Here is a 21,766-nt window from a genome sequence, read left to right as displayed (position 1 = left end):
GATCAATTATTTCCGCAGGCAACAGCTGCAGTTTTTAAACTCAATCCCCCAAAAACAATGTGGGAGGGGAGGTTTTTCAATGAAACGAAAATTATTCCTGTCTTTGTGCCTGGGGCTGGCGGCCTCCGCCGCCCTGGCCACCCAGTTCCCCTTGTTGGGGGGACCGGGACTGGTGCACCTGCAGTCGGCCAAGGCCGGTCCGGGATTCGGATACCGCAGCCTGGCCGCGGTATCCTCGTATTCCAACCAGACCTTCTACGGCCTGCAGGGGACGGATGATGCCTTCACGGACCTGTGGAATCACAATTCCATCAGCTACTCCCCGATGCCAGGGATGGCAGTGATCGGCAACGGACTGGCCCACGCCGAACAATGGACGGTGAAAAGTCCGGTCTCATCCACGCAAACCATCGACAGATCCCTGGGCTGTCCCGGAGATGCCCTGGTGGCCCTGAAATACCAGTGGAGCCTGCAGAACGGCCGGTGGGACCTGGGGCTGATGCCCATGGTCACAATACCGATGAGCCGCACCAAATATCAGGATTCCCCGTCGCAAAGCGGCAAGCTGGATTTCGGGGGAAAGATATTATCGGACTTCAATTATACCGACCTGACGGTTTTAGTGAACGCGGGTTTTTTAACCCGGGGCGACCAGCGCCCCCAGCTGCCATTGGGACTGGGATTGGAGTATGGATTCAGCCCGAACTTCTCGGGATTTTTGGAAGTTTCGGCCGAACTGCGGATGGGCGCCCAAAAAGATTCTTTGAGCACTGACCAGATCCTGCGGGGACGGGGAGCCGACCGGAATGAGGCCAGGGTCACCCCAGGACTGCGCTTTGCCCCGGTCTCTTACCTGGGGCTGAACCTGGCCTGCGACATCGGGCTAAGCCGGGCCGCGGCCCCCTGGCAGGCTGTCATCGGGATAGATTTCCCGGCGGCGGCCGGCAGGTCGCTGGTGACTCCGCTGTGGGGAGCGGTGGCCGGCATCATCAAGGATAACTCTTCCGGAGCCGCCATCAAGGGGATCATCTCCTTCCCCGGCCAGGATATCCCGGCCGTCATCAGCGACGCCAAAGGAAGCTACCGGCTTAAACTCAAACCCGGCCGGTACAAGGTGCAGGTCAAAGCCGACGGATACCGCACCATCACCAGGGAGCTGGAAGTAAAAGCCGGACAGGATGCCGGCTGGGCGCTGGACCTCAATAAAAAACTGGGGCAGCTGACACTGAAAGTCACCGATGCCTCCGGACAAAAACCAATGATGGCCTCCCTGTCCTTTGGGACCGACGGCCAGCAACTCTTCAACACCGATCCTCTCTCGGGCCAGTATCTGGCCAAGCTGGTTCCCGGAAATTATACCTTGACGGTGGGCGCTCCCGGTTACATCTCTCAAAATATTGCCTTGACCATCAAGGACAAGGAGGACCTGCAGCAGAATGTCTCCCTGCAGCCCCTGGTTCAGGCGGCGGTTCCGCCCAAGCCGGTGACACCGTCAGTTACCTCTGCCCAGGTCAAACCCAAGCCTGTCGCGACTAAACCAATAGTGGCAACAACAGCGGCTAAACCAGTCACCCCGGCCGCCCCCAAGATGTCGGCCGAGGAAGTGACTGCACTTTACAAAAAGGGCGTCCAGCAGTTCATGAACGAGGAATATGCCCCAGCCGAACAGACTTTCAAGCAGGTGCTGGCAGCCGACCCCGGACATGCCAAGGCCAAGGATTATCTGGGCAAGACCAGGGACCGTCTGAAAAAATCAAAAGGATAAATTTCCGGTCCCACGGAACACCGGCCATTGGCGGCGCCGTACAAATAATGTAATCAAGGTATCTCAAAATTTAAGGGTTTAAAAATGAAAAGGCCGTACATTTTACTGGGTCTGACCTTCGCTTTAGCTTCGCTGGCTGGGGCCGCCCGCTACCCTGTCTTTGGGGGTCCGGGACTTATCCATCTGCAGTCGGCCAAGACCGGGATCGGATATGGGGGGCGCAGCCTGGCGGCCCTGACATCCTATTCCGGGCAGAACTACTACGGGCAGTCGGGAAACCAGGACGCCCTGCTTGATGCCTGGAGCTTTAACACCCTGTATTATGTACCGGTAAAGAACCTTTCCCTGATGGCGGCCGGAGTGGGCCATGCCGAGCAATGGACGGTGGCGGTCCTGGACAGCGCCTCAGCCGACAAGAGCCTGGGCTGTCCCGGCGATGCGGTGATATCGGCAAAGTACTGCCTGCCTTTGATGGCCGGAAAATTGGACCTGGGGTTCATGCCCACAATTTCAGTACCGATGAATAAGGAAAAATACCAGGACGGCCCGTCCCAGACCGGGAAGCTGGACTTCGGCGCAAAATTATTGACCGACATCAACCTGGGACAGACCATGGTCTTCATCAATGCCGGCTTTCTGACCCGGGGCGAGGAGCGCCCCCAACTACCTTTCGGGGCCGGGGCCGAGTATTCATTCAAGGAAAACCTTTCCGCCTTTCTGGAAGCCTCGGGTGAATACCGGCTGGGAGCCCAAAAAGATTCGGTCCCCGATGATCTGGTCTTGCGGGGACGGGGGGCAGACCGGACAGAACTGCGGGTGACCCCCGGCCTCAGGTATTCCCCCCTGCCGTTCTTAGGGATCAACCTGGCCTGCGACATTGGACTGACCCGGGCCTCCGCCCCCTGGCAGCTGATCCTGGGATTTGATTTCCCCGCCGCCGCGGGCAAGGCCGTCTCCGGGACGATCGGCGGCGCGGTGGCCGGCCTGATCAAGGACCGCGAGACCGGGGTTCCCATGAAGGGCATGATCACCTTCCCCGGCTCCGACCTTCCGGGACTGGTCAGCAACGAGGCCGGAGATTACCAGGCCAAGCTTCCCCCGGGCGAGTACAAGGTCCACATATACGCCAACGGTTACCGCTGGCTGGAGCGCAAGATCAATGTCAAGGAAGGCAAGGTGGAGAAATGGGACCTGACCCTGAAGCGGAAGACCGCCGGCTTCAAGGGCAAGGTGGTGGACCGGGCCTCGGGCCAGCCTCTGCCGGCCACAGTTTCCTTTAACAGCAGCCGGGCCGGAGATGTCAGCGTCGATCCCGTTACCGGGCAGTTCGGAACGGTGGTTCCTCCGGGAAAATATAAAATATCGGTAACTCTGGAGGGATACCGTCCCTTTGAAGAAGAACTGACCCTCAAGGACAAGGCCGAGACCGAGCGCCAGATAACGATGGAGAAAGAGATCGTGGCGGCGGCCCTGCCGCCGGCTCCGGCCTCGGGCAGGAAGACCAGGACCCCCGCTGCCCAGCCCCCCGCCCCGGTGGCTTATCAGCCACCCGCTCCTGCCGCTCCGGCGGCACCGGCTGCGGAAAAGCCAAAAGCCGCTGCCACCCCCAAGCCAACCCCGCCGGCCGTTGCTAAACCTGCCAAGATATCGGCGGAGGACGTGACCGCGCTTTACAAGAAAGGTGTTCAACAATTCATGAACGAGGAATATGCCCCGGCTGAAAAAACCTTCAAGCAGGTGCTGGCGGCAGACCCCGGCCACGCCAAGGCCAAGGAATATCTGGGCAAGACCAAAGACCGTTTGAAAAAGGGCAAGTAACAGTAGCTTATTACATTCCTTGCAATCCGCATGGGATAATTTGAACCGCAAAGACGCCAAGGCTGCCAAGGGTAACTTAACCCATCTATTTGCCCCTGCGTCTTTCTGATTAGGTGCAACAATGAACAAACCATTTCTAACCGGAATTCTTTGGACCGCTCTGATACTCTTGGCCGGGAATGTTCTTGCCCAGCAGGCCGACTTCAAAAAAGATGCTTTTTACCTGGGTCAAAACCAGCAGCTGGAGATAGAGGTCCATGTTTGGGGGGAGGTCAACACCCCCGGGGTCTACCGGGTGCCGGACGGTTCCACCATACTGGACGTGATCTCCAAGGCTGGCGGACCGACCCAGTATGCGGCTTTGGGACGGGTCAAGATCTCGCACGCATTGGGGCAGATGCCCCGCACCAAAAAAGTAAATCTGGATAAGTATCTGGGCAGGGAACGCGCCGATTCCCTGTTGGTGATGCGGCCCGGCGATGCCGTGATGGTCCCCCGCAATGCCCGCTTTTTCTGGAAGGATGCGATCTCGTTCGTGGCTGACATGGCAGTCATCGCCAACGTTTACTATCTTATCTCCCGGAACCGTTGATCCGGCAAAGGTTCCCAGAAATCGAACAGAGAAGAAGGTCCGTTAAGAGATTTGACTTTTTGCCCAATTATCAACATCTTTGATGAAAGCCAAACATTTGAACCAGGATTTAAAGACCCGGACCAGCGAGTCCAACATTTACGAGCTGATAGACCTTTTGTGGCGGCGCAGGCTGCTGATAACGGCCTGTCTGCTGGGGGTGGTGCTGCCAATAGTCCTGGCAAATTTCACCATGCCCCCGGTCTACGAGGCCCAAACCACCATCATCTTTGAGCAAAGCCGGGAGCCGCTCCCCTCCTTCGACATCTCCGAGGCCTTCTCCCGCAAGAGCTATATAGTGAACCAGATCGAGGAGATCAAGTCCCGCAGCTTGGCCGAGGAAGTGGTCCGGCTTCTGGACCCGGAATATTCACCTTTGCTGCTGCGGGGACGGGACCGCAGCCTGAGCCCCCAACAACAAAGCTACCGGCTGACCCAGATCATCAAAAAAAGCATCACCGCCGAACCCATCCGTGATTCCGACGTGATCCTGGTGAAAGTACAGGGTCCCACCCCGGAAGCCTCCTCCAATATCGCCAACCTGGTGGCCGAGGTCATCAAGGAACGGAGCGCTTCGGTCAAGCGGGAACAGGCCTCCTCCACCCGCAAATTCATAGAGGCCCAGCTGCCCTCGGTGGAGTCCACCCTCAATACCGCCGAAGAGGCCATCAAAAATTTCAAGTCCCAGAACCAGGTGGTCTCGCTCTCCGACGAAGGCAAGGAGATCCTGTCCCGGGCCACCGAGGCCGACAAGCAGATGATCGCGGCCTCCACCGAACGCCAGAGCATCGAAGGCCGGCTGACCGCCATCTACGACCAGCTTAAGGACCAGGGCGCCTTGACCGAGAACAGCCTGCCCTTAAGCGCCGGCTCCATGGCCGACAGCCTGCGCAGCAGCCTGGTAAATCTGCAGATGGAGATCATCAAACTGCAGGTCAAGGGCTATGCTCCCGACCACCCCCAGATCAAGAACCTTAATGTCCAGATCGCCAATGTCAAGTCCCGGCTGCTGGAGGAACTGCAGAAGATAACCCAGAAGAACCGGCTTTCGCCGATGCCCCAGATCCAGTCGCTGCTGGACCAGATCCCGCCGCTGGAGATCCAGCGGGCCACCATGACAGCCAGGGAAACAGCCTTAAAGACCATCCTGTCCCAGTACGATTTCGGCCTTTCCAAGCTTCCCAACAAGGAACTGCAGCTGGCCCGTCTGCTGCGGGCCAAGGAGGTGGGTGAAAGCGTTTACCGGCTGCTGCTGATGAAGCACGAGGAGGCCAAGATCACCGAGGCCGGCAAGATCGGGAACGTCCGGGTGATAGACCGGGCCCAGCCGCCCCAGTTCCCCATCAAACCACGCAAGGTGCTGAACTTCGCCATCGGGCTGGTGGTGGGCTTGACCCTGGGAGTGGGGCTGTCGTTCTTTTTGGATTCGCTTGATAATTCGGTGAAAACGGTGGAGGACATCGAGCACAACTTTGGGATGCCGGTGCTGGGACTGATCCCGGCCATTCATTCCGAGGAGGGCAAAACATTTCGCAAGAATGGGTCGGACGAGGTGGCCCGGATCTCGGCCACCCTGGTCACCAAATACACCCCCCGCTCCCACGTTTCGGAAGCCTACCGCTCCCTAAGGACCAACATCCAGTTCTCCCGGATCGACGACCCCTTGAAGACCGTGGTCATATCCTCGGCCGCGCCCTCCGAAGGCAAGTCCACCTCGGCCGCCAATATTGCCATCACCACCGCCCTGTCCGGCATCCGCACCCTGCTGGTGGACGCCGACCTTAGAAGACCGGTGGTCCACTCGCTGTTCGGACTGGAGCGGGAACCGGGGTTAAGCAACCTGCTGGCCGAACGCCTGGCCCTGGAAAAAGTGGTCAAGCCCTCGGGGGTGGAGAACCTTTCCATTTTGACCTGCGGAGCCATCCCGCCCAACCCCTCGGAACTGCTGGGCTCGCAGAGAATGCGCGACCTGATCAAACTCTTAAGCCAGCAATTTGACCTGGTGCTGTTCGACAGCCCGCCGGTGATCACGGTCACCGACACCGCGGTCTTAAGCCCCCAGGTGGACGGGCTGGTGCTGGTGGTCAAGTCTCACGCCACCGACAAACGGGCCCTGCTTCGGGCCAAGACCATTCTGACCAACCTCAAGGCCAATATTTTGGGCGTGGTGCTGAATAAGATCGAGCTCTCCGGTCTGGCCGGCAGTTACGATTATTATTACCATTATAATTATTATTATGCCGATGACGGCGCCAAGAAAAAACGGGACCGGCAGCATAAATGGTGGAATGTTTTGAAGGGCTGAACTAACTTAACAATCTATCTTGTTTATAAGCATGAGTCCGTCAATATTCCGGGAAAAAGGGTATCGCTTTTATTTCCTCTCTAATGAGGAAGAACGCATACACATCCATGTTACCTGCGAAACCGGAGAAGCCAAATTCTGGCTTGAGCCCATCGTCTCGCTGGCAGTAAATCATGGATTAAACCAAAGAAAACTGAAGGATATTCAGAATATCGTGGAGAAACACAAAGATGAAATCATTACCGCCTGGCAAAAGCATTTTATTGAGCGTTGAAAATATCACGCCCTTCGGCATTTGGCTCTTTGTAAAAGAAAAAGAATACTTTCTGAGTTTTCTCCAGTATCCTTATTTCAAAGACCAGACCTTGAATTCCATACAAAATGTCCAGTTGCTGCATGGTTACCACTTATATTGGCCAGACCTGGATGTTGATTTGGAAATAGATAATCTCGAGAATCCTGGAAAATATAAATTACATTCTAAGACCAATACACAGACAGCGAGAAAACAACCGTATTCTAAGTTACCATTGCGTGATGTTCGGAAAAGCAAAGCCCTGAGATCAGTTTGATCTTAATAAAATGATCTCAAAACAGCACTGAAAAACCCGGCGTATTTAAAATACGCCGGGTTTGATTTATATTTGTTAACAGGTTTTATCTTACCTTCTTCATATCTTCCTGACGGTCTCCTTGACCGCAATCCCCCGTTTCTTGAAATCCCTAATGAACAGCACCGGGTCTATGGACCTCTCCAGCGGCACCGCGCCCTTGGGCGCCAGCCCTTGCACTAAGTGATGGGCCACTATGGCCGCCGGGAACCCCGTGGTCCGCTCCATGGCGGTGAACCCGGTCCGGTCGTCCTGGAAATCAATGATGTCTATCTTGGCCTCCACCTTTTTGCCGTTCAGCTTTCCCAGGGCCGTTACCCGCAGCACTATCAGGTCCTTGTCCTTGGGGAAATCAATGGCTTTGGTGATCAGGGCGTGGCTTAAGCGGCGGGGTATCACCTTCTGCCCCTTGACCTCCAGCGGGGCCTGGTCGAAGAAGCCCAGCTCCAGCAGGGTCTTGATCTTCTGGTGGTGCCCCGGATAGCGAACCGTCTTGTAGTCGTATTCCTTGACCCGGCCGGCAAAGGTCCAGGGCGCGGTGGAGGTTCCGCCGCTGGTAACGAAGGCCTCGCATTTTCCCACCGGCCTGGGGAACTCTATGACCTCCAGACCGGCGAAGGTCGGGACCTTGGCCACCTTGCCGTTCCTGACTATGTAGGCATCACCGAAATACTCGTTGATCAGGCCCTCCACCGAGAAAACTAATTTGTAATTAAGCGGGCCCTTGGGCTTTTGGGGCAGGCCACCGCAGCGCATGTGGATCTCGTCCACCTTGTCCAGCTTGTTGATGAAGTAGGCGGCCAGGGTGTTGCCCATGCCCGGCATCAGCCCGGTGTCCGGCACGATGGTGATGCCCTTGGCCTTGGCCTGCTTGTGGAGCGATAGTTCTTTCAGCACCACATCCGTATTACCGCCCAGGTCGCAGAAATTGGCTCCGGCCTCCACCGCGGCTTTGGCCACGCCGTAGTTGTAGTGGTAGGGCACGGCGCTGACCACGCAATCGGCCCCGGCAAACAGCTTTTTGAGCGCGGCCGGATCCCCGGCGTCGGCCTTGACCGCCCTGGAGATCCCCGGCTTTACCAGCTTGTTGACCCTGGCCGCCCCGGTCTGGGCCAGCTTCAGATCGTAGTCGGCCAATATGACCGGCCCGGCCTGGCAGAACTTTGCCAGGTCATAGGCTATGGCCACACCCTGGCGGCCAGCCCCCAAAACTATGTATTTGTATTTCATGATTTGATTATAACCCAAGGGATGTGATTTGTCAAAATTTATTTTTGTTTTGGTTGCATAATTCGCCCCGGCCATATATAATTGGAAGATAATGCTTAAAGCGCTGAGACAAAAGGCCGAAGACCTCAAGAAAGAGACCTACGCACTGTACCTGGCCTATAGGGACCCGAGGGTCCCCTGGTACGCCAAGGCGGTGGCGGCGGCCACCGTGGCCTACGCCGTCAGCCCCATTGACCTGATCCCGGATTTCATCCCGGTGATCGGCTATCTGGATGACCTGGTGCTGGTGCCTTTGGGGGTCGCCCTTTCGGTCAGGCTCATTCCGGCTGATATAATGAAGGAATGCCGGCAGAAAGCCTGGCAGAAATTTCAGGGAACAGGTTCGCTGGGCCGCAAGGCCGCCACCGTGGTGGTGCTGGTCTGGCTGTTAAGCCTGGCTTTGTTGGCATGGCTGGCAATTAAAGCAATTGGGAATCGTTGATGCTGACAGTCCAAAGGATAATGAAGTTTCTAAAGCTCAAGCCCCTGCCCCAGGAAGGCGGGCTTTACCGGGAGACCTACCGTTCGGCCTTGAAAGTGGGCGGCGGGCCCGGGGTCGAACGCAGCATAGGAACCTCAATTTACTATCTGATAACGCCGGATAGATTTTCGGCCATGCACCTGGTTTGTTCCGATGAGATCTTTCACTTTTATCTCGGCGATCCGGTGGAGATGCTGCTGCTATACCCCGGCGGCAGGTCCCGGAAGGTGATCCTTGGGCCGGACATCGAAAAAGGCCAGCATCCTCAGTTCCTGGTTCCCAAGAACGTCTGGCAGGGCTCGCGGCTTGTAAAAGGCGGCCGCTTTGCGTTGCTGGGAACAACCGTTTTCCCGGGATTCGATTTCGCCGATTACCGGCAAGGCAGCCGGAAAGAACTATTGAAGCTTTACCCTAGATGCAAACAAGCAATAACTGCATTGACCGTAGAATGAAGACCTATCTTCTTTTAACCCTGTCGCTGGCCTTGTTAATTGTAGCGGCTTCGGCCCAGACCGGATTTAAGAGAGAACAGCTGAGGAACTCCCGGGTGCGGCAGGCTTATGTCCAGAAGGAACCGGGAGCAAAAGCACTGTTCAAAGCCCATGAACTTACCTATCCCCCAAAGGAGATCTTGATCAGGATATTCAAACAGGAAGGTCTGCTGGAGCTCTGGGCTGCCGATCCTGCCGGAAAGGCCATGACCCGGGTGAAAGAATACCCGGTCTGCGCCTCATCCGGAGATCTGGGTCCCAAGCGAAAGCGCGGCGACGGCCAGGTCCCCGAAGGGTTTTACACCATCAATCATTTCAACCCCCAAAGCAATTTTCATTTGTCGCTGGGCCTGAACTACCCCAACCGCTCCGACCAGCTTTTAAGCGACCGGGACGATCCCGGCAGCGCCATTTACATCCACGGCGACTGCGTGACCATCGGCTGCATTCCCATCACCGACGAGGGGATCAAGGAACTGTATCTGATCGCACTGGAAGCCAGAAACGGCGGACAGGAAAAGATCCCCGTCCACATATTTCCCTGCCGGATGGAGGGGCCAGGCTACCAACAACTGCTGGAGGAACACCGGGAAGACCCGGTTCTCCTGAGATTCTGGAACAACCTGAAGCAGGGTTATGATTTCTTTGGAACCAACAAACCCATTCCCCAGATAATGGTGGACCGCAAGGGTAACTATTTCTTCAACCAACCGTAAAACGCCATGTTCAAGAACCTGAGCATCCCCGTTAAAAGGCTGTATCTTCAGATTGCCGCCGTGATAGTTACCAACAGCTATTTTTTGGCGCCCTATCTGAAATACCTGCCCTGTCCTTCGCTTAACTGCTACGCCTGCCCGGCGGCAAGTTTCGCCTGTCCCATCGGGACCCTGCAGCACTTCGTGATCATCGGGGTCTTCCCCTTCTTCCTGCTGGGGATACTTTTCCTGGTGGGCGGCCTGGCGGGGCGCTGGGCCTGCGGCTATTTGTGCCCCTTCGGCCTGTTCCAGGACCTGCTGGCCAAAATAAGAAGGGCCAAGCTGGCCATGCCCTCCTGGCTGGGTTGGGGGCGGTATGTGTCTTTGATCGGCGTGGCCATTCTAATTCCGGCAATCACCAAGGAACCCTGGTTCAGCAAACTCTGCCCGGCCGGCACACTGGAGGCGGGGATACCGATAGTAGGCTGGGCCTTCTTCAAGACCAAGGCACTGGGGCAGTATTCGACTATACTGGGGATGACCGGCTGGCTGTTCTGGGTCAAGGTCGGATTGCTGGCCGGGACCATCGCGGCCGCCATCTACATCAAGCGCCCCTTCTGCCGGTTCATCTGCCCGCTGGGAGCCATCTTCGGTTTGTTCAACCGGGTGTCCCTGCTGCAGATCAAGGTGAACCATCACGCTCCGCACCTGCCGGCCGACTGCCGTAAGATCTGCCCGGTAGACATTGATATCAGAAAGGACCCGGTCTCGGCCAAGTGCATCCGGTGCATGCAGTGCACCAAGTGTCCGGGGGTGTCGCAGAAATAGCTTTGTGAAACAAGAAGAGCCCGAAGGATAAAATCCTTCGGGCTTTTTAATTTAATATTATTTCTATGGCGTCGTATACCTGATCGCATCCCCGAACATAAAATACAGCGCACCGGCCAGATCCTCCCTGCTTTGGCGCTCCCCCCTTTTTCGCAGGTAATCGTTTATTATCTCACCCCTGTCGTTCTTGTAGTCATAGGGATGCCGCAGGTTCATCTTGATCCGGCCCACCCGGCCCGAACCGTAGTGCAGAATGATCACTGTCCCGTCCTCCTGCACCTCCTCCACCAAGCCCACATGAGTGATCTTGTCGTAGCTGTTCTCCAAAGTGTTCTTAAAGAACACCGCATCGGCCGGCCGGGGCGGCATTTCCCGATAGGCCAGATTCTTGTCGTTGAGTGTCAGGTACAACGACTCCGAGAGCGGCCGCCCCTGGCGGACGAAATCATACTTTATCTTCCGGCCCATCACGGCATAAACTCCGTTGACAAATCCCGAGCAGTCGTTCTTGAACCTTTTATCCAGCTCGCTCAACCGCTTCACGCCTATAAGACTTTTGGCATAATTGACCAAAGCCAGCCGGGCCTGCATCTCCTCGCCGGCCGGCTCCTTTCTCTGAACATAGGCCGGGGAGCAGGATACCGTCAGCGCTGCGGCGAAGAGTATCAGACCATGGCGCCAGTATCTCATGCCTTCTTCCCGTAAGGAACGTATTTCTTGAACCAATGGAACCCGAACTTCTCCATCATTTTCAGATACCCGTCATTGCCTTCCGGCATGTAGTCGGCGCTGTAGTGCAGGCCAAAGTAGCGCTGGGCCGGGTTGATGTATCCCTGTTTTTGGATCCTGGCCAGGGCCCTTTTGACCAGGGCCGGGCCGCCGGTATTGCGGCAGACCCTCTCCATGTCCTTGAGCCTTTCCGGGGTGAGGGACACCTTCATCCCGGGATATTTTTCGTCAAAAGCCTTGACCAGTTCCCGGTCGCTTAAGTCCCGGTATCTTTCGGAATGGACCATGACCTTGACCGGAAGTTTTTTGCGGGGCACAGGTTTTGCCTTGGGATATCCCAGGCAAAGCAGCACCACCGGGAAGACTCCCTGGGGCAGTTTGAACATTTTCTTGAGCGCCGGAAAGAACTCCAGCACCGTCCCGATGTAGCAGCAGCCCAGGCCCAGGGCGTCGGCCGCGGTGCAGATGTTCTGGGCGCTGATGATGGTGTCCTGGAACGAGATCCAGAAATGACGGAAGGAACTGGCGGCGGTGAAAGGTGCATCGGAAAGTTTTGACCAGCGCTCCAGCCTGCGCCAGTCGATGCAGAACAGCAGATTGACCGGGGCCTGGCCCACAAAGGGCTGTCCGCAGCGCTTGGCCAGCTTGGCGTTGGTGGCCTGGTTCTCTATCCTGATGATGGAATAAGGCTGCAGGTTCCCCCCGGTGGGCGCGCGCAACCCGGCTTCGAGCACCTGCTCCAGCACCTTGGCTGGGATCTTCTTGTCCGTAAAGATACGGCAGCTTCCCCGTTCCAGCAGTAGCCGGATGGTGGGGTCGGCTGTCCGGGACTTAACCGCCTGTTTGATCCCGTGGTGCGAAGGCATGGCCTTAACCTTGTCTGTCATTTTTTCCCCTCTCCAGTTCCGTTTTCATCCGCTTATAATCATGATCGAATGTCTGGTCGTACAGTTCCTGCAACAGCCCTATTGCCCGGGTTTTTTGATCCTTGTCACCCGTGATGCCGCAGAGTTCGTAGCAAACCAGCGCTTCCAATATATTTCCTGGTTGTTTGTTGAGGATCTCCAAAAAAATCTTTTCAGTCCGGGACAGGTCGTTCCCGGCCGCTATTTTTACTGCCAGTATCTCCGCTTTGGCCAAGATATCGTCGCTTTTATTTTTTTGGGCCGAAAGCTTCGCCTTTTCCAGATGGTCCAAGGCCCCGGTCTTGTCCCCGGCCTTGAAACATACTTCGGCCAGCTGGAGATAATTTGAGTCCAGCTCCTTGTCAAAACCGGCCTCCAGGTCTATCTCCACCGCTTTCAGGAAATATTCCCGTGACCTCCCGTATTCCCCGGTCTTGGCGTATACCATTCCCAGCCCGCAGCATCCCCCCTCCCGGCCCTCGGGATCTCCGGCCTCTTCGGAGATGCTCCGCTGTTTTTCAAAATATTCCAGCGCCGTTTGATACTGCTCCTGCTCGGTATGCACTATCCCCAGATTGCCGCAGGACTGGCTGATTCCGGTCTTGTAATCCAGCTTTTGGGAGATCTCCAGTTTGGCCCGGTAACAGTCCAAGGCCTCTTGGTACTTCCCCTGGCGGTAGAAGATGTTGCCCATATTGCCCACCGCTATGCTTTGGTTGGCGGGGTCTCCCAGCCGCCGGGCCAGGTCCAGCTGTTTCTTGTAATATTCATAGGACCTGTCCAGGCGGTCCTGGAAGAAGTAGACGTTGCCCATGGTTCCGTAGGTGATGCTCAGGAACAGGGTGTCGTTCTCCCGCAAAGAGGCCTCGGCGCACTGCTCCAGGCATTCCAGGGCCTGGTCGAACCGGCCCCGGCTCATTTGAACCTGGCTGAGATTGCCCAGCCCGCTGATCAGGTGCTTGCTGTCCCCAAAGCGCTTGCTCCTGGCTATCAGATCATTGAAACATTCCTCGGCCTTCTGGTGTTTTCCCTGGGCGGCATACACCAGCCCGAGGTTGTTGATCGTCTGACTGATCCCGGACTGGTCACCCAACTCGGTATAAATGGCCAGGGCTTCGTTCAGCGAGACCAGGGGATCATGGACCTTTCCCATGTACCGCATTATCCGGAACAGTTTTATCTGGGAGTCGGCCGTCTGGCTTTGGGCCCCGGCCAGTTTGGCGAACTCCAGGTTCTTCCGGAATAGTTCTTCGGCCTGCTGCCATTCGCCCGACAGCTCCAGCACGTCGGCCTTGCTGAGACAGACCGAATAGGCATAGCACTGCCCGCCGGACTCCAGCCACAGTTTTTTTATGTGATACCGGGGGTTGGACATCTGTTCCTTAAATAGGCGTTTCCCGAAAGACCTGACCTGTCAGTCGCCGGAATTCCCCACCTTTTTCCGCAGGGACTTGGTCTGCCCTTTTTTCTTTTTATCATCCACCCTCCTGGCCCTGGAAGCATAGGTGGGCTTGGTCTTCCGGCGGAGCTTGGGCCTTATGGCCGCCAGCCTGATGAGCTCCGCCAGGCGCTCCCTGGCTTCCTGGCGGTTGGCCTCACGGGTCCGGTGGTTGCGGGCGTCGATCACCAGAAAACCATCCAGGTTGATCCGGTTCCGGTAAAGGGAAAACAGCCTCTGCTTCACCTCCGCCGTCAGTGAAAGGCTGCCGGCCGCATTGAACTTAAGCTTGACCGCGGTGGCCACCTTGTTGACGTTCTGGCCACCCGGACCCGAAGCCCGGATGAATTCCTCGGCCAGCTCGTCCTCGGATATCATTATGTTCTGGTTGACTATCAGCGCCATTTGCAACATGTTCTGTAATTATTGTTACGCCTTTCAGCGAGTTGATCCACCGGTTAGATACGGAATGGTATTATTTCCCTTTGAGTACCAGGACAAAGCTGTAAACTGTCAAGAATATTATCAGACCCCAGGAAAGGGCCATGAATAGGACACCCCAAGCGTTCATTTTTATGACCTCCTAATATTTACAATTCAAGCAGTTTTCTTACGCTTCCAGGCCCAGGCCACCAGCCATATGATCACCGCCCACAAACCAAACACCAGCCCCCGGGCGGCCCACTGGTACGGCTGGTCGGCCGGGGCCACCCCCTTCATCGCGATGAACGGCCAGAACTGCTGATAGGACCACACACCCAGCAGGATCAGCAGATAGGCCGGGGTCACGTATTTGATGATGGGTTTGTAGAACTTGGGGATCTTCATCTGGGCTCCCTGCTGCATCTCCTTCCACCCTTTTTCTATCCCGAATACCCAGGAGAACAGGATGATCTCGATGGCGGCGAACACCACCAGGAACAGGGTGCCGCCCCAGAAGTCCAGTTCGTCCACGAAGCCGTGGCCCAGGAAGAAGATGGCGGGCAGGCAGGCCGCCAACGAGACGGCTCCCAGCACCAGCACCGACCTTTTCCGGCTCCACTTCAGCTCGTCCTCCAGGAACGAGATGGCCGGCTGGATCAGGGATACCGAGGAGGTGATGCCGGCGATGAACAGCAGCAGGAACCACAGCCCGGAGAAGATGAAGCCCAGGGGAATTTTCCCGAAGATCATGGGCATGGTCACAAAGCCCAGGTTGAATGTGCCACTCTGGGCCGCGGTCAGGGCCCCGGATGCCCCGCCCAGGAAGATGAAGGCCGCCGGGATCACTATGGAGCCTCCCAGTATCACCTCGCAGAATTCGTTGGTGGCCGAAGCGGTCAGCCCCGACAGCACTACGTCGTCGTTTTTCTTTAGATAGCTGGCATAGGTCAGTATCACTCCGATCCCCACCGACAGGGTGAAGAATATCTGGCCGGCGGCTTCTATCCAGACCCTGGCATTGGAGAGTTGGGAGAAGTCCGGGTTCCAAACGAAGCCCAGGGCGTTCTTCACCGAAAGTTCCGGCAACGCCGGGTCCGGGGTTCCCAGTGACAGTACCCGGATGGCCAGCAGGATACCTATGGCTATCAGCACCGGCATTCCGTACTTGGAAAGTTTTTCTATTCCCCCCTGGATCCCCTTATAGATGAAGTAATAATTGAATAAAAAGGTGATAGCAAAGAATGTCAGGGCCGGGGCCAGTGACGAGAAGTACTGGTTCTGAGCCAGGCCCTGAAAGCCCGACAGGAAGGCTTTCATCTCGGCCTGGCCGGCCCCGAACGGCAGGTGCCCGGTGAAGGAATACCAGGCATAGGCCAGGGTCCAGGATTCGATGTACATGTAATAGATCAGGATGACGAACGGGCCCAGCACCCCGATGGTCCCCAGGTATTTGGCCCAGCGCCCGGTCCCGTCCAGCTTGTCGAACATGCCGGGAGCGGTCCCGTGGCCGCGTTCGCCTCCCATCCGGCCCAGGGTCCATTCCACCCACATCAGGGGAATTCCCAACAGCAGAAAGGCAACGAAATAGGGGATCATAAAGGCCCCGCCGCCGTTGAGCACCGCCTTGGCCGGGAAACGTAAGAAGTTCCCCAGCCCCACCGCGCTTCCGGCCACGGCCAGAATGACCCCCAGTTTGGAGCCCCATTGTTCGCGTTTCTCAGCCATACTCTCTCCTCTTAAACGCTTGAATATTGAATTTTGGAGACGGAATACAGAACAACCATCCGGTATTCAGACTTCAATATTCTGTATTCCGGGCCAGATCACATATTCTTCTTGATCATGTTGGCCAGCCTCAGGATCCCTTCCTCGATCTGGGCCTCGGTGGGATAGGAGAAATTCATCCGCATGGCATTCTGGCCCTTGCCGTCGCAATGGAAGGCGGTGCCCACCACATAAGCCACCTTTTCTTCGATGGCCTTGGGAAACAGCTCGTTGGCGCTCATGTTCTTGGGAAGCTTGATCCACAGGAACAGCCCGCCCTCGGGCTTGGTCCACTTGACGCCCTTGGGCATGTGTTTTTTGAGGGCCTTCAGCATCACCTGGCGCTTCTGGCCGTAGAGTATCTTGATCCGCTCGATCTGGGGCTGCAGCAGACCCTGCTTCATGTATTCGGCGGTGATCAGCTGGTTGAACGAGGGGCTGCAAAGGTCCATGCTCTGCTTGGCCACTATCATCCGGTCCATCCACTCGGCCGGGGCGGTGATCCAGGCCAGGCGCAGTCCGGGACAGAAGATCTTGGAGAAGGTCCCCAGCACTATCACCTGGTTCTGGGTATCCAGACTGTAGATGGGCGGCACCGGCTCCCCGGTAAAGCGCAGATCACGGTAGGGACTGTCTTCCACGATAGGCACTTCATACTGGTAAGCCAGCTCCAGCAGTTTCTTCCGGCGCTCCAGGCTCATGGTGATCCCGGACGGATTCTGGAAATCCGGCACCACGTAGATGAACTTCGGCTTCTTGTTCTTCTTGGCCATGGCGGCCAGCACCTTTTCCAGCTTGTCCATCCGCATTCCCTCATCATCCTGTGGCACGCCCACCATCTTGGCCCGGTAGGCAGTGAAGGCCTGCAGCCCGCCCACGTAGCTGGGAAGCTCCACGATCACGGTGTCGCCGGGATCCAAAAACACCTTGGACACGATGTCCAGCCCCTGCTGGGAGCCGGAGGTGATGAAGATGTTCTCCGGCTTGATGCCCGGCTTTTCCTGGGACATCCATTTGGCCAGTTCCTCGCGCAGGGGAGCCTCGCCCTCGGTGGTGCCGTACTGCAGGGCCATGGCCCCTTTTTCCCGCAGCAGCCGGCAGGAGATCTCCTCTATCTCCTGAACCGGGAACGTGTCGGGGGCCGGCAGGCCGCCGGCAAAACTGATGATGCCCGGCTGGCGGGTGAACTTCAAGAGCTCGCGGATCTCGGAACGCTTCATGTTGAGGGCGTTCTTGGAATAGAAGGCCGATAGATCTTTGATCATGGGGGTGACTCCCGATTATATTAATATATTTTGTTTTAACTTGTCGTTGAACCGGTTATCCTTTTGCCGGCTGGAAATATTTCTTTATTTTTATCTGATCCCCGGCAATGGCCTTCTTCAGTTCCCCCGGGCTGCCGTACTTCTTGCCGGGCCGGATGAACTGGTGGACCTCCAGGATCAGTTCCTTTCCGTAAAGGTTACCGGGGTTCCCGAAGGCATTGAATTCAATGGCCCGTGCGCTTCTGCCGCCGAAGGTCGGCCGGCTTCCTATATAAAGCATCCCGTCATAGTTCTTTTTGCCCGCCAAAGCCCTGGCGGCATAGACCCCGTCCCCCGGGATGAGTTTCAGTCTATCGCCGACTTTTAGGTTGGCGGTGGGATAACCCAGTTTCCTTCCCATCCCCCGACCCTTCACCACCCGGCCGCTGATCAGGTAGGGGTGGCCCAGCAATTTTACCGCCTGGTTGAAAAGGCCGTCTTGGATCTGCTTCCGGATCAGAGTGCTGCCGATCTTCTTTTGCCGTGACTGGCAGGCGGCTATCCCCTCCACCTTAAATCCGTATTTCAGCCCCAGCGTCTTCAATAGTGAGATATCTCCCCGGCGGCCTGCCCCGAACCCGCAATCCTGGCCGCAGATCACTGTTGCGGCTCCCAGCTTTTGAACTAATATATTTTTTACGAACTGCTCCGGGTCCATGTCGGCCATGCTTTTGGAGAACCGGATCACGGCCATCACATCCGCTCCCATCCGGGAAAGCAGCAGCATCTTCTCCGTCCCGGTGGTCAGGATGAAAGGCCGGCTGGCGCGGCGGAGCACCTTTTGGGGATGGGGTTCAAAAGTAAGGACCACGCTCTGGTGTCCGGCCGCTTGGGCCCGGGTGATCAGTTTTTTTATCAGGACCTGGTGGCCCCGGTGCAGTCCGTCGAAAACCCCCAGGGTCACCACCGCACCGGGATGCTCCCGGCCGAAATTATTCAGGCGGGTGATGGTCAGCATTGGGCCGCCAATACAGTCTGCGGCTTGAAGATATTGTCCTGGATCCGGCCCAGGGCCAGTATTTGGCCCTGGTAGCGGGCCTTGATCTGTCCGGAATCGGGATGGGGATATTCCACCGGATTGCCGTGGCCTATCCTTTGAACCTGTTCCGGGGAAAGTTCCAAGGCATCCAAAAAGTACAGGGCCTGGTCAATGGAGACGGCCCCGGACTCAAACTCTGCTCTGCCGGAGTTTCCGGGCACGGCCCGGTCCAGGGTGAATTCTCCCACTGCGGTTCTGACCAGTTTGGCCAGGGCCGCTCCGCAGCCCAATTTTTTTCCCAGATCGAAGGCCAGCGAGCGGATGTAGGTGCCTTTGGAGCATTTGACTGAAATGGTGATCTCCGGCAGATCGATCGATTTAAGATCGATCCGCTGGATCTCCACCGGACGGGGAACCAGTTCCACCTCTATTCCCTGGCGGGCCGCCTTGTACAACGGCTGGCCGTCCTTTTTGATGGCCGAGAAAGCCGGCGGGACCTGCATGATATGGCCCTGAAAATTGCTCAGCGCTTTCTCTATTTCGGCCCGGCTGAATACTGGAACGTCTGAAGTGGAAAGCACCTGTCCGCTAAGGTCGTAGGTATCGGTGGTTATCCCCAGTTTGATGACGGCCAGGTATTCCTTGTCCAGTCCTTCAAAGAACTTGGCGGCCCTGGTGGCCTGGCCGGTCAGCACTATCAGGATGCCGGAAGCTTCGGGATCAAGGGTTCCGGCATGCCCAGCCTTCTTGATGCCCAAAAGCCGCCTGAGGCTGGCTACCTGGGCAAAGGAGGTAGGTCCCGGCGGCTTGTTGATGATGTAAACTGAATCTTCCGGCAGTGCGCTGCTCATGGCCGGGCCTTAAAGTATTTTTCCGCCGAAGCCGCGATGCCCGAAACGCTGAGGCCGTTCTTTTCCAACAGCAGCGACCGGGGCCCGGCCTCCACGAAACTGTCGGGCAGGCCCAGCCGCTGGATATCGGTTTTCAGTTGCTGCCGGTTGGCCAGTTCTAAGACTGAAGAACCGAAACCTCCGGCCAGAACGTTCTCTTCAATAGTCAGCACTTTTTTATGGCGGGCCATGATGCCGCCGATGGTTTCTTCGTCCAGTGGGCTGGCAAACCTGGCGTTCCAGACTTCTATCTCCAAACCCTTTGCTGCCAGCAATTCTGCCGCCTGCCGGCCTAAAGTGGCTCCGATGCCCAACCCCAATATGGCTCCGTCCTTTCCCTCCCGCAGTTTTTCGGCCCGGCCCAAAGGCAGTTCCTGTGGGGCGGTCAGCTTTACTCCGAAACCGCTGCCCCGGGGATAGCGGATGGCCGAGGGACCCTGATGTTTGAGGGCGGTCACCAGCATGTCCCTTAATTCCTGCTCATCCTTGGGGGCCATCAAAAGCAGGTTGGGAATGCAGCGCAGATAAGAGATGTCAAAAGGCCCGTGATGGGTGGGGCCGTCCTCGCCCACCAGCCCGGCCCGGTCGATGGCCAGCACCACCGGCAGTTTCTGGAGGGAGATGTCGTGAATGATCTGGTCGTAGCCCCGCTGTAAAAAGGTGGAGTAGATGGCCACCACCGGCCGAAAACCCCGGGCGGCCAGGCCGGCGGCAAAGGTCAGGGCGTGCTGTTCGGCGATGCCCACGTCGTAGAACCTTTCCGGAATGGCGTCCCGGAAGATGTCCAGGCCGGTGCCCTCGGGCATGGCCGCGGTGATGGCCACGATCCGTGGATCTTTGCGGCCCAATTCGGTAAGGGTCTGGCCGAAGACCTCGGTGTAGGAGGGAATATCAGACTGGGTGCGGGAGTTGCCTGTCTCCGGATCAAAGGCCCCCACCCCGTGGAATTTTTCGGCGTTGTTCTCGGCCGGGGCATATCCTTTGCCCTTGGTGGTCAGCACGTGGAGCATGGTGGGGCCGGGCAGATCCTTGATCCGGGACAGGATCTTGATCAAAGCCTCCAGGTCGTGGCCGTCCACCGGCCCTTCGTAATGGTAGCCCAGCTCTTCAAAGGTCAGGCCCGGAACGATCAGGTTCTTGAATCCCTGGCGCAAACGGCGGAACATCACCCTGGTCGGCTGGCCGAAGTTCTTGGGCAGTTTGCCCAAAAGGTCCCAAAGGTTTTTCTCAAAACTGGTATAGGCCGGAGCGGTGGTAATCCGGGTCAGGTACTGGCCCAGGGCTCCCACCCGTTTGGAGATGGCCATCCGGTTGTCGTTCAAAACCACCAGCATATTCTTTTTCAGCTGGCCGGCATGGTTCAGTCCCTCAAAGGCCAGTCCACCGGTCAGCGATCCGTCGCCGATGATGGCCGCCACCCGGAATTTTTCCCCGGCCAGGTCCCGGGCGCAGGCCATCCCCAGGGCCGCCGAGATGGAGGTGGAGGCGTGTCCGGTGTCAAAGCAGTCGTAGCAGCTTTCAGCCCGCTTGGGAAATCCGCTCAGGCCCTGGTAGGTCCGGATCGTGCAGAATTCATTTTTTCTGCCGGTCAGGATCTTGTGGGCGTAGGTCTGGTGGCCCACGTCCCAGATCAGCTTGTCCTCCGGAGTGTCAAAGACATAGTGCAGGGCTATGGTCAGCTCCACCGTTCCCAGGCTGGGCGCCAGGTGCCCGCCGTTCTTGGAAACCACGCTGATGATATGCCGGCGCACCTCGCCCGCCAGCTGCTGCAGCTGCGGCAGGTTCAGTTTTTTCAGGTCGGCTGGATTATTTATGTTATCCAGGATCATGGTTCATCCTATCAGGTAGTGAAATAAAATGCCCCAGCCGATGCCCAGGATGCATCCGGCAAAAACCTCGATCGGGGTGTGGCCCAGCAGTTCTATGATCTGCAGGCCCTGGGTCCTCTTCTTAAGTGTCCGGCTTTCCAGTATCCGGTTCAGGGCCACGGCCTGGCGGCCCACCGCCCGCCGCACCCCGGCCGCGTCGTACATCACCACGAAGGCCACATAGGCCGACAGGGCAAACAGCCAGCTGTCGAACCCGGCGCTTAAGCCTATCATGGTGGCCAGGGTGGCCGAGGAAGCGGCGTGGGAGCTGGGCATCCCGCCGGGCTCCAGGGTCCGCTTCCAGTTGAGCCTCCCCTCCCAGATGACCGAGGCAAAGGCCTTCAGTATCTGGGTGGACAGCCCGCTGGCGGCCACGGCCCACAGCAGTTTGTTATTTAGGATCTCCCAGAACGGCATATATTAGTGAACTGGAAATTGGGATTTGATATTGGGGCCTGGGGGACAAAAGACAATAACCTATGAACAGTGAACGATAAACACTAATACTTGTCCTGAGTAATGCTGGCTTGCCTAACAAACGAATGGACAGCAAACACCAAACTGGTTTCGTT

The 21,766-nt window shown here is 57.1% G+C and carries 21 protein-coding genes; 9 read left to right on the top strand and 12 right to left on the bottom strand.

From position 1 onward, the window contains the following. The first annotated feature begins 79 nt into the window (after window positions 1-79). From Q7U71_05015 to Q7U71_04995, 5 genes are all read left to right on the top strand, one after another. On the top strand, window positions 80-1,765 hold the full coding sequence (locus Q7U71_05015) for a carboxypeptidase regulatory-like domain-containing protein (protein MDO9391120.1): 1,686 nt from the start codon (window positions 80-82) through the stop codon (window positions 1,763-1,765). 84 nt (window positions 1,766-1,849) lie between these two features. Then, a complete protein-coding gene (locus Q7U71_05010; protein MDO9391119.1) occupies window positions 1,850-3,583 on the top strand; it encodes a PEGA domain-containing protein in 1,734 nt (577 codons plus the stop codon). Window positions 3,584-3,704: 121 nt separating this feature from the next. Then, window positions 3,705-4,175, top strand: coding sequence for an SLBB domain-containing protein (locus Q7U71_05005; GenBank protein MDO9391118.1), 471 nt, complete (start codon window positions 3,705-3,707; stop codon window positions 4,173-4,175). A gap of 82 nt (window positions 4,176-4,257) precedes the next feature. Continuing rightward, the gene (locus Q7U71_05000; protein ID MDO9391117.1) at window positions 4,258-6,519 is read left to right on the top strand and encodes a polysaccharide biosynthesis tyrosine autokinase; all 2,262 of its coding nucleotides are present in this window, start codon (window positions 4,258-4,260) and stop codon (window positions 6,517-6,519) included. A gap of 31 nt (window positions 6,520-6,550) precedes the next feature. After that, on the top strand, window positions 6,551-6,793 hold the full coding sequence (locus Q7U71_04995) for a DUF4160 domain-containing protein (protein ID MDO9391116.1): 243 nt from the start codon (window positions 6,551-6,553) through the stop codon (window positions 6,791-6,793). Here Q7U71_04995 and Q7U71_04990 read toward each other — a convergent pair. Together Q7U71_04990 and Q7U71_04985 are read right to left on the bottom strand one after the other, a co-directional pair. Then, window positions 6,780-6,917 (bottom strand): hypothetical protein, encoded by a 138-nt coding sequence (locus Q7U71_04990; protein ID MDO9391115.1) that lies wholly within the window; start codon window positions 6,915-6,917, stop codon window positions 6,780-6,782. The two genes, Q7U71_04995 and Q7U71_04990, sit on opposite strands and share 14 nt — an antisense overlap. 273 nt (window positions 6,918-7,190) lie before the next feature. Beyond that, window positions 7,191-8,360, bottom strand: a complete 1,170-nt coding sequence (locus Q7U71_04985) for a saccharopine dehydrogenase C-terminal domain-containing protein (GenBank protein MDO9391114.1) — start codon at window positions 8,358-8,360, stop codon at window positions 7,191-7,193. A gap of 91 nt (window positions 8,361-8,451) precedes the next feature. On the opposite strand from Q7U71_04985, the gene Q7U71_04980 reads away from it, so the two are divergent. The 4 genes from Q7U71_04980 to Q7U71_04965 are packed head-to-tail and all read left to right on the top strand — an operon-like array spanning window position 8,452 to window position 10,894. Then, window positions 8,452-8,841, top strand: a complete 390-nt coding sequence (locus Q7U71_04980; GenBank protein MDO9391113.1) for a YkvA family protein — start codon at window positions 8,452-8,454, stop codon at window positions 8,839-8,841. Further along, complete coding sequence (locus Q7U71_04975; GenBank protein MDO9391112.1) at window positions 8,841-9,332, top strand: cupin domain-containing protein; 492 nt, start codon at window positions 8,841-8,843, stop codon at window positions 9,330-9,332. The genes Q7U71_04980 and Q7U71_04975 overlap by 1 nt, the downstream gene beginning before the upstream one ends. Continuing rightward, window positions 9,329-10,087 (top strand): L,D-transpeptidase family protein, encoded by a 759-nt coding sequence (locus Q7U71_04970; GenBank protein MDO9391111.1) that lies wholly within the window; start codon window positions 9,329-9,331, stop codon window positions 10,085-10,087. Before Q7U71_04975 ends, Q7U71_04970 begins: the two co-directional genes overlap by 4 nt. A gap of 6 nt (window positions 10,088-10,093) precedes the next feature. Further along, window positions 10,094-10,894 (top strand): 4Fe-4S binding protein, encoded by an 801-nt coding sequence (locus Q7U71_04965; protein MDO9391110.1) that lies wholly within the window; start codon window positions 10,094-10,096, stop codon window positions 10,892-10,894. A 63-nt stretch (window positions 10,895-10,957) separates the two neighbouring features. Here Q7U71_04965 and Q7U71_04960 read toward each other — a convergent pair whose 3' ends face one another. The 10 genes from Q7U71_04960 to Q7U71_04915 form a co-directional block, all read right to left on the bottom strand. Beyond that, complete coding sequence (locus Q7U71_04960; protein ID MDO9391109.1) at window positions 10,958-11,584, bottom strand: hypothetical protein; 627 nt, start codon at window positions 11,582-11,584, stop codon at window positions 10,958-10,960. Then, complete coding sequence (locus Q7U71_04955) at window positions 11,581-12,510, bottom strand: nitroreductase family protein (protein ID MDO9391108.1); 930 nt, start codon at window positions 12,508-12,510, stop codon at window positions 11,581-11,583. The genes Q7U71_04960 and Q7U71_04955 overlap by 4 nt, the downstream gene beginning before the upstream one ends. Beyond that, on the bottom strand, window positions 12,494-13,903 hold the full coding sequence (locus Q7U71_04950) for a tetratricopeptide repeat protein (GenBank protein MDO9391107.1): 1,410 nt from the start codon (window positions 13,901-13,903) through the stop codon (window positions 12,494-12,496). Before Q7U71_04950 ends, Q7U71_04955 begins: the two co-directional genes overlap by 17 nt. Before the next feature lie 39 nt (window positions 13,904-13,942). After that, complete coding sequence (arfB, locus tag Q7U71_04945) at window positions 13,943-14,371, bottom strand: alternative ribosome rescue aminoacyl-tRNA hydrolase ArfB (protein ID MDO9391106.1); 429 nt, start codon at window positions 14,369-14,371, stop codon at window positions 13,943-13,945. Window positions 14,372-14,563: 192 nt separating this feature from the next. Then, window positions 14,564-16,114, bottom strand: coding sequence for a sodium-dependent transporter (locus Q7U71_04940; GenBank protein MDO9391105.1), 1,551 nt, complete (start codon window positions 16,112-16,114; stop codon window positions 14,564-14,566). A 98-nt stretch (window positions 16,115-16,212) separates the two neighbouring features. Next, window positions 16,213-17,418 (bottom strand): PLP-dependent aminotransferase family protein, encoded by a 1,206-nt coding sequence (locus Q7U71_04935; GenBank protein MDO9391104.1) that lies wholly within the window; start codon window positions 17,416-17,418, stop codon window positions 16,213-16,215. A gap of 55 nt (window positions 17,419-17,473) precedes the next feature. Next, the gene (gene ribF / locus Q7U71_04930) at window positions 17,474-18,415 is read right to left on the bottom strand and encodes a riboflavin biosynthesis protein RibF (GenBank protein MDO9391103.1); all 942 of its coding nucleotides are present in this window, start codon (window positions 18,413-18,415) and stop codon (window positions 17,474-17,476) included. After that, a complete protein-coding gene (gene truB, locus Q7U71_04925; GenBank protein MDO9391102.1) occupies window positions 18,409-19,287 on the bottom strand; it encodes a tRNA pseudouridine(55) synthase TruB in 879 nt (292 codons plus the stop codon). The genes ribF and truB overlap by 7 nt, the downstream gene beginning before the upstream one ends. Further along, window positions 19,284-21,155 carry a 1-deoxy-D-xylulose-5-phosphate synthase gene (gene dxs / locus Q7U71_04920; protein ID MDO9391101.1) on the bottom strand — a complete coding sequence of 624 codons (1,872 nt, stop codon included), beginning with the start codon at window positions 21,153-21,155 and terminating at the stop codon, window positions 19,284-19,286. Before dxs ends, truB begins: the two co-directional genes overlap by 4 nt. Before the next feature lie 3 nt (window positions 21,156-21,158). Next, entirely contained in the window at window positions 21,159-21,611 is a 453-nt protein-coding gene (locus tag Q7U71_04915; GenBank protein MDO9391100.1) for a divergent PAP2 family protein, read from the bottom strand. Between the last annotated feature and the right edge of the window lie 155 nt (window positions 21,612-21,766).

The sequence above is a fragment of the bacterium genome (assembly GCA_030655055.1).
Taxonomy (GTDB): domain Bacteria; phylum Edwardsbacteria; class AC1; order AC1; family EtOH8; genus UBA5202.
The sequence above is the reverse complement of the archived record's forward strand: the minus strand, read 5'-3'. Positions and strand labels throughout refer to the sequence as shown.

Coding starts and splice junctions, on each gene's coding strand:
- Q7U71_05015 (MDO9391120.1), top strand. CDS start 80: ATGAAACGAAAATTATTCCTGTCTTTGTGCCTGGGGCTGGCGGCCTCC.
- Q7U71_05010 (MDO9391119.1), top strand. CDS start 1,850: ATGAAAAGGCCGTACATTTTACTGGGTCTGACCTTCGCTTTAGCTTCG.
- Q7U71_05005 (MDO9391118.1), top strand. CDS start 3,705: ATGAACAAACCATTTCTAACCGGAATTCTTTGGACCGCTCTGATACTC.
- Q7U71_05000 (MDO9391117.1), top strand. CDS start 4,258: ATGAAAGCCAAACATTTGAACCAGGATTTAAAGACCCGGACCAGCGAG.
- Q7U71_04995 (MDO9391116.1), top strand. CDS start 6,551: ATGAGTCCGTCAATATTCCGGGAAAAAGGGTATCGCTTTTATTTCCTC.
- Q7U71_04990 (MDO9391115.1), bottom strand. CDS start 6,917: ATGCAGCAACTGGACATTTTGTATGGAATTCAAGGTCTGGTCTTTGAA.
- Q7U71_04985 (MDO9391114.1), bottom strand. CDS start 8,360: ATGAAATACAAATACATAGTTTTGGGGGCTGGCCGCCAGGGTGTGGCC.
- Q7U71_04980 (MDO9391113.1), top strand. CDS start 8,452: ATGCTTAAAGCGCTGAGACAAAAGGCCGAAGACCTCAAGAAAGAGACC.
- Q7U71_04975 (MDO9391112.1), top strand. CDS start 8,841: ATGCTGACAGTCCAAAGGATAATGAAGTTTCTAAAGCTCAAGCCCCTG.
- Q7U71_04970 (MDO9391111.1), top strand. CDS start 9,329: ATGAAGACCTATCTTCTTTTAACCCTGTCGCTGGCCTTGTTAATTGTA.
- Q7U71_04965 (MDO9391110.1), top strand. CDS start 10,094: ATGTTCAAGAACCTGAGCATCCCCGTTAAAAGGCTGTATCTTCAGATT.
- Q7U71_04960 (MDO9391109.1), bottom strand. CDS start 11,584: ATGAGATACTGGCGCCATGGTCTGATACTCTTCGCCGCAGCGCTGACG.
- Q7U71_04955 (MDO9391108.1), bottom strand. CDS start 12,510: ATGACAGACAAGGTTAAGGCCATGCCTTCGCACCACGGGATCAAACAG.
- Q7U71_04950 (MDO9391107.1), bottom strand. CDS start 13,903: ATGTCCAACCCCCGGTATCACATAAAAAAACTGTGGCTGGAGTCCGGC.
- arfB (MDO9391106.1), bottom strand. CDS start 14,371: ATGGCGCTGATAGTCAACCAGAACATAATGATATCCGAGGACGAGCTG.
- Q7U71_04940 (MDO9391105.1), bottom strand. CDS start 16,114: ATGGCTGAGAAACGCGAACAATGGGGCTCCAAACTGGGGGTCATTCTG.
- Q7U71_04935 (MDO9391104.1), bottom strand. CDS start 17,418: ATGATCAAAGATCTATCGGCCTTCTATTCCAAGAACGCCCTCAACATG.
- ribF (MDO9391103.1), bottom strand. CDS start 18,415: ATGCTGACCATCACCCGCCTGAATAATTTCGGCCGGGAGCATCCCGGT.
- truB (MDO9391102.1), bottom strand. CDS start 19,287: ATGAGCAGCGCACTGCCGGAAGATTCAGTTTACATCATCAACAAGCCG.
- dxs (MDO9391101.1), bottom strand. CDS start 21,155: ATGATCCTGGATAACATAAATAATCCAGCCGACCTGAAAAAACTGAAC.
- Q7U71_04915 (MDO9391100.1), bottom strand. CDS start 21,611: ATGCCGTTCTGGGAGATCCTAAATAACAAACTGCTGTGGGCCGTGGCC.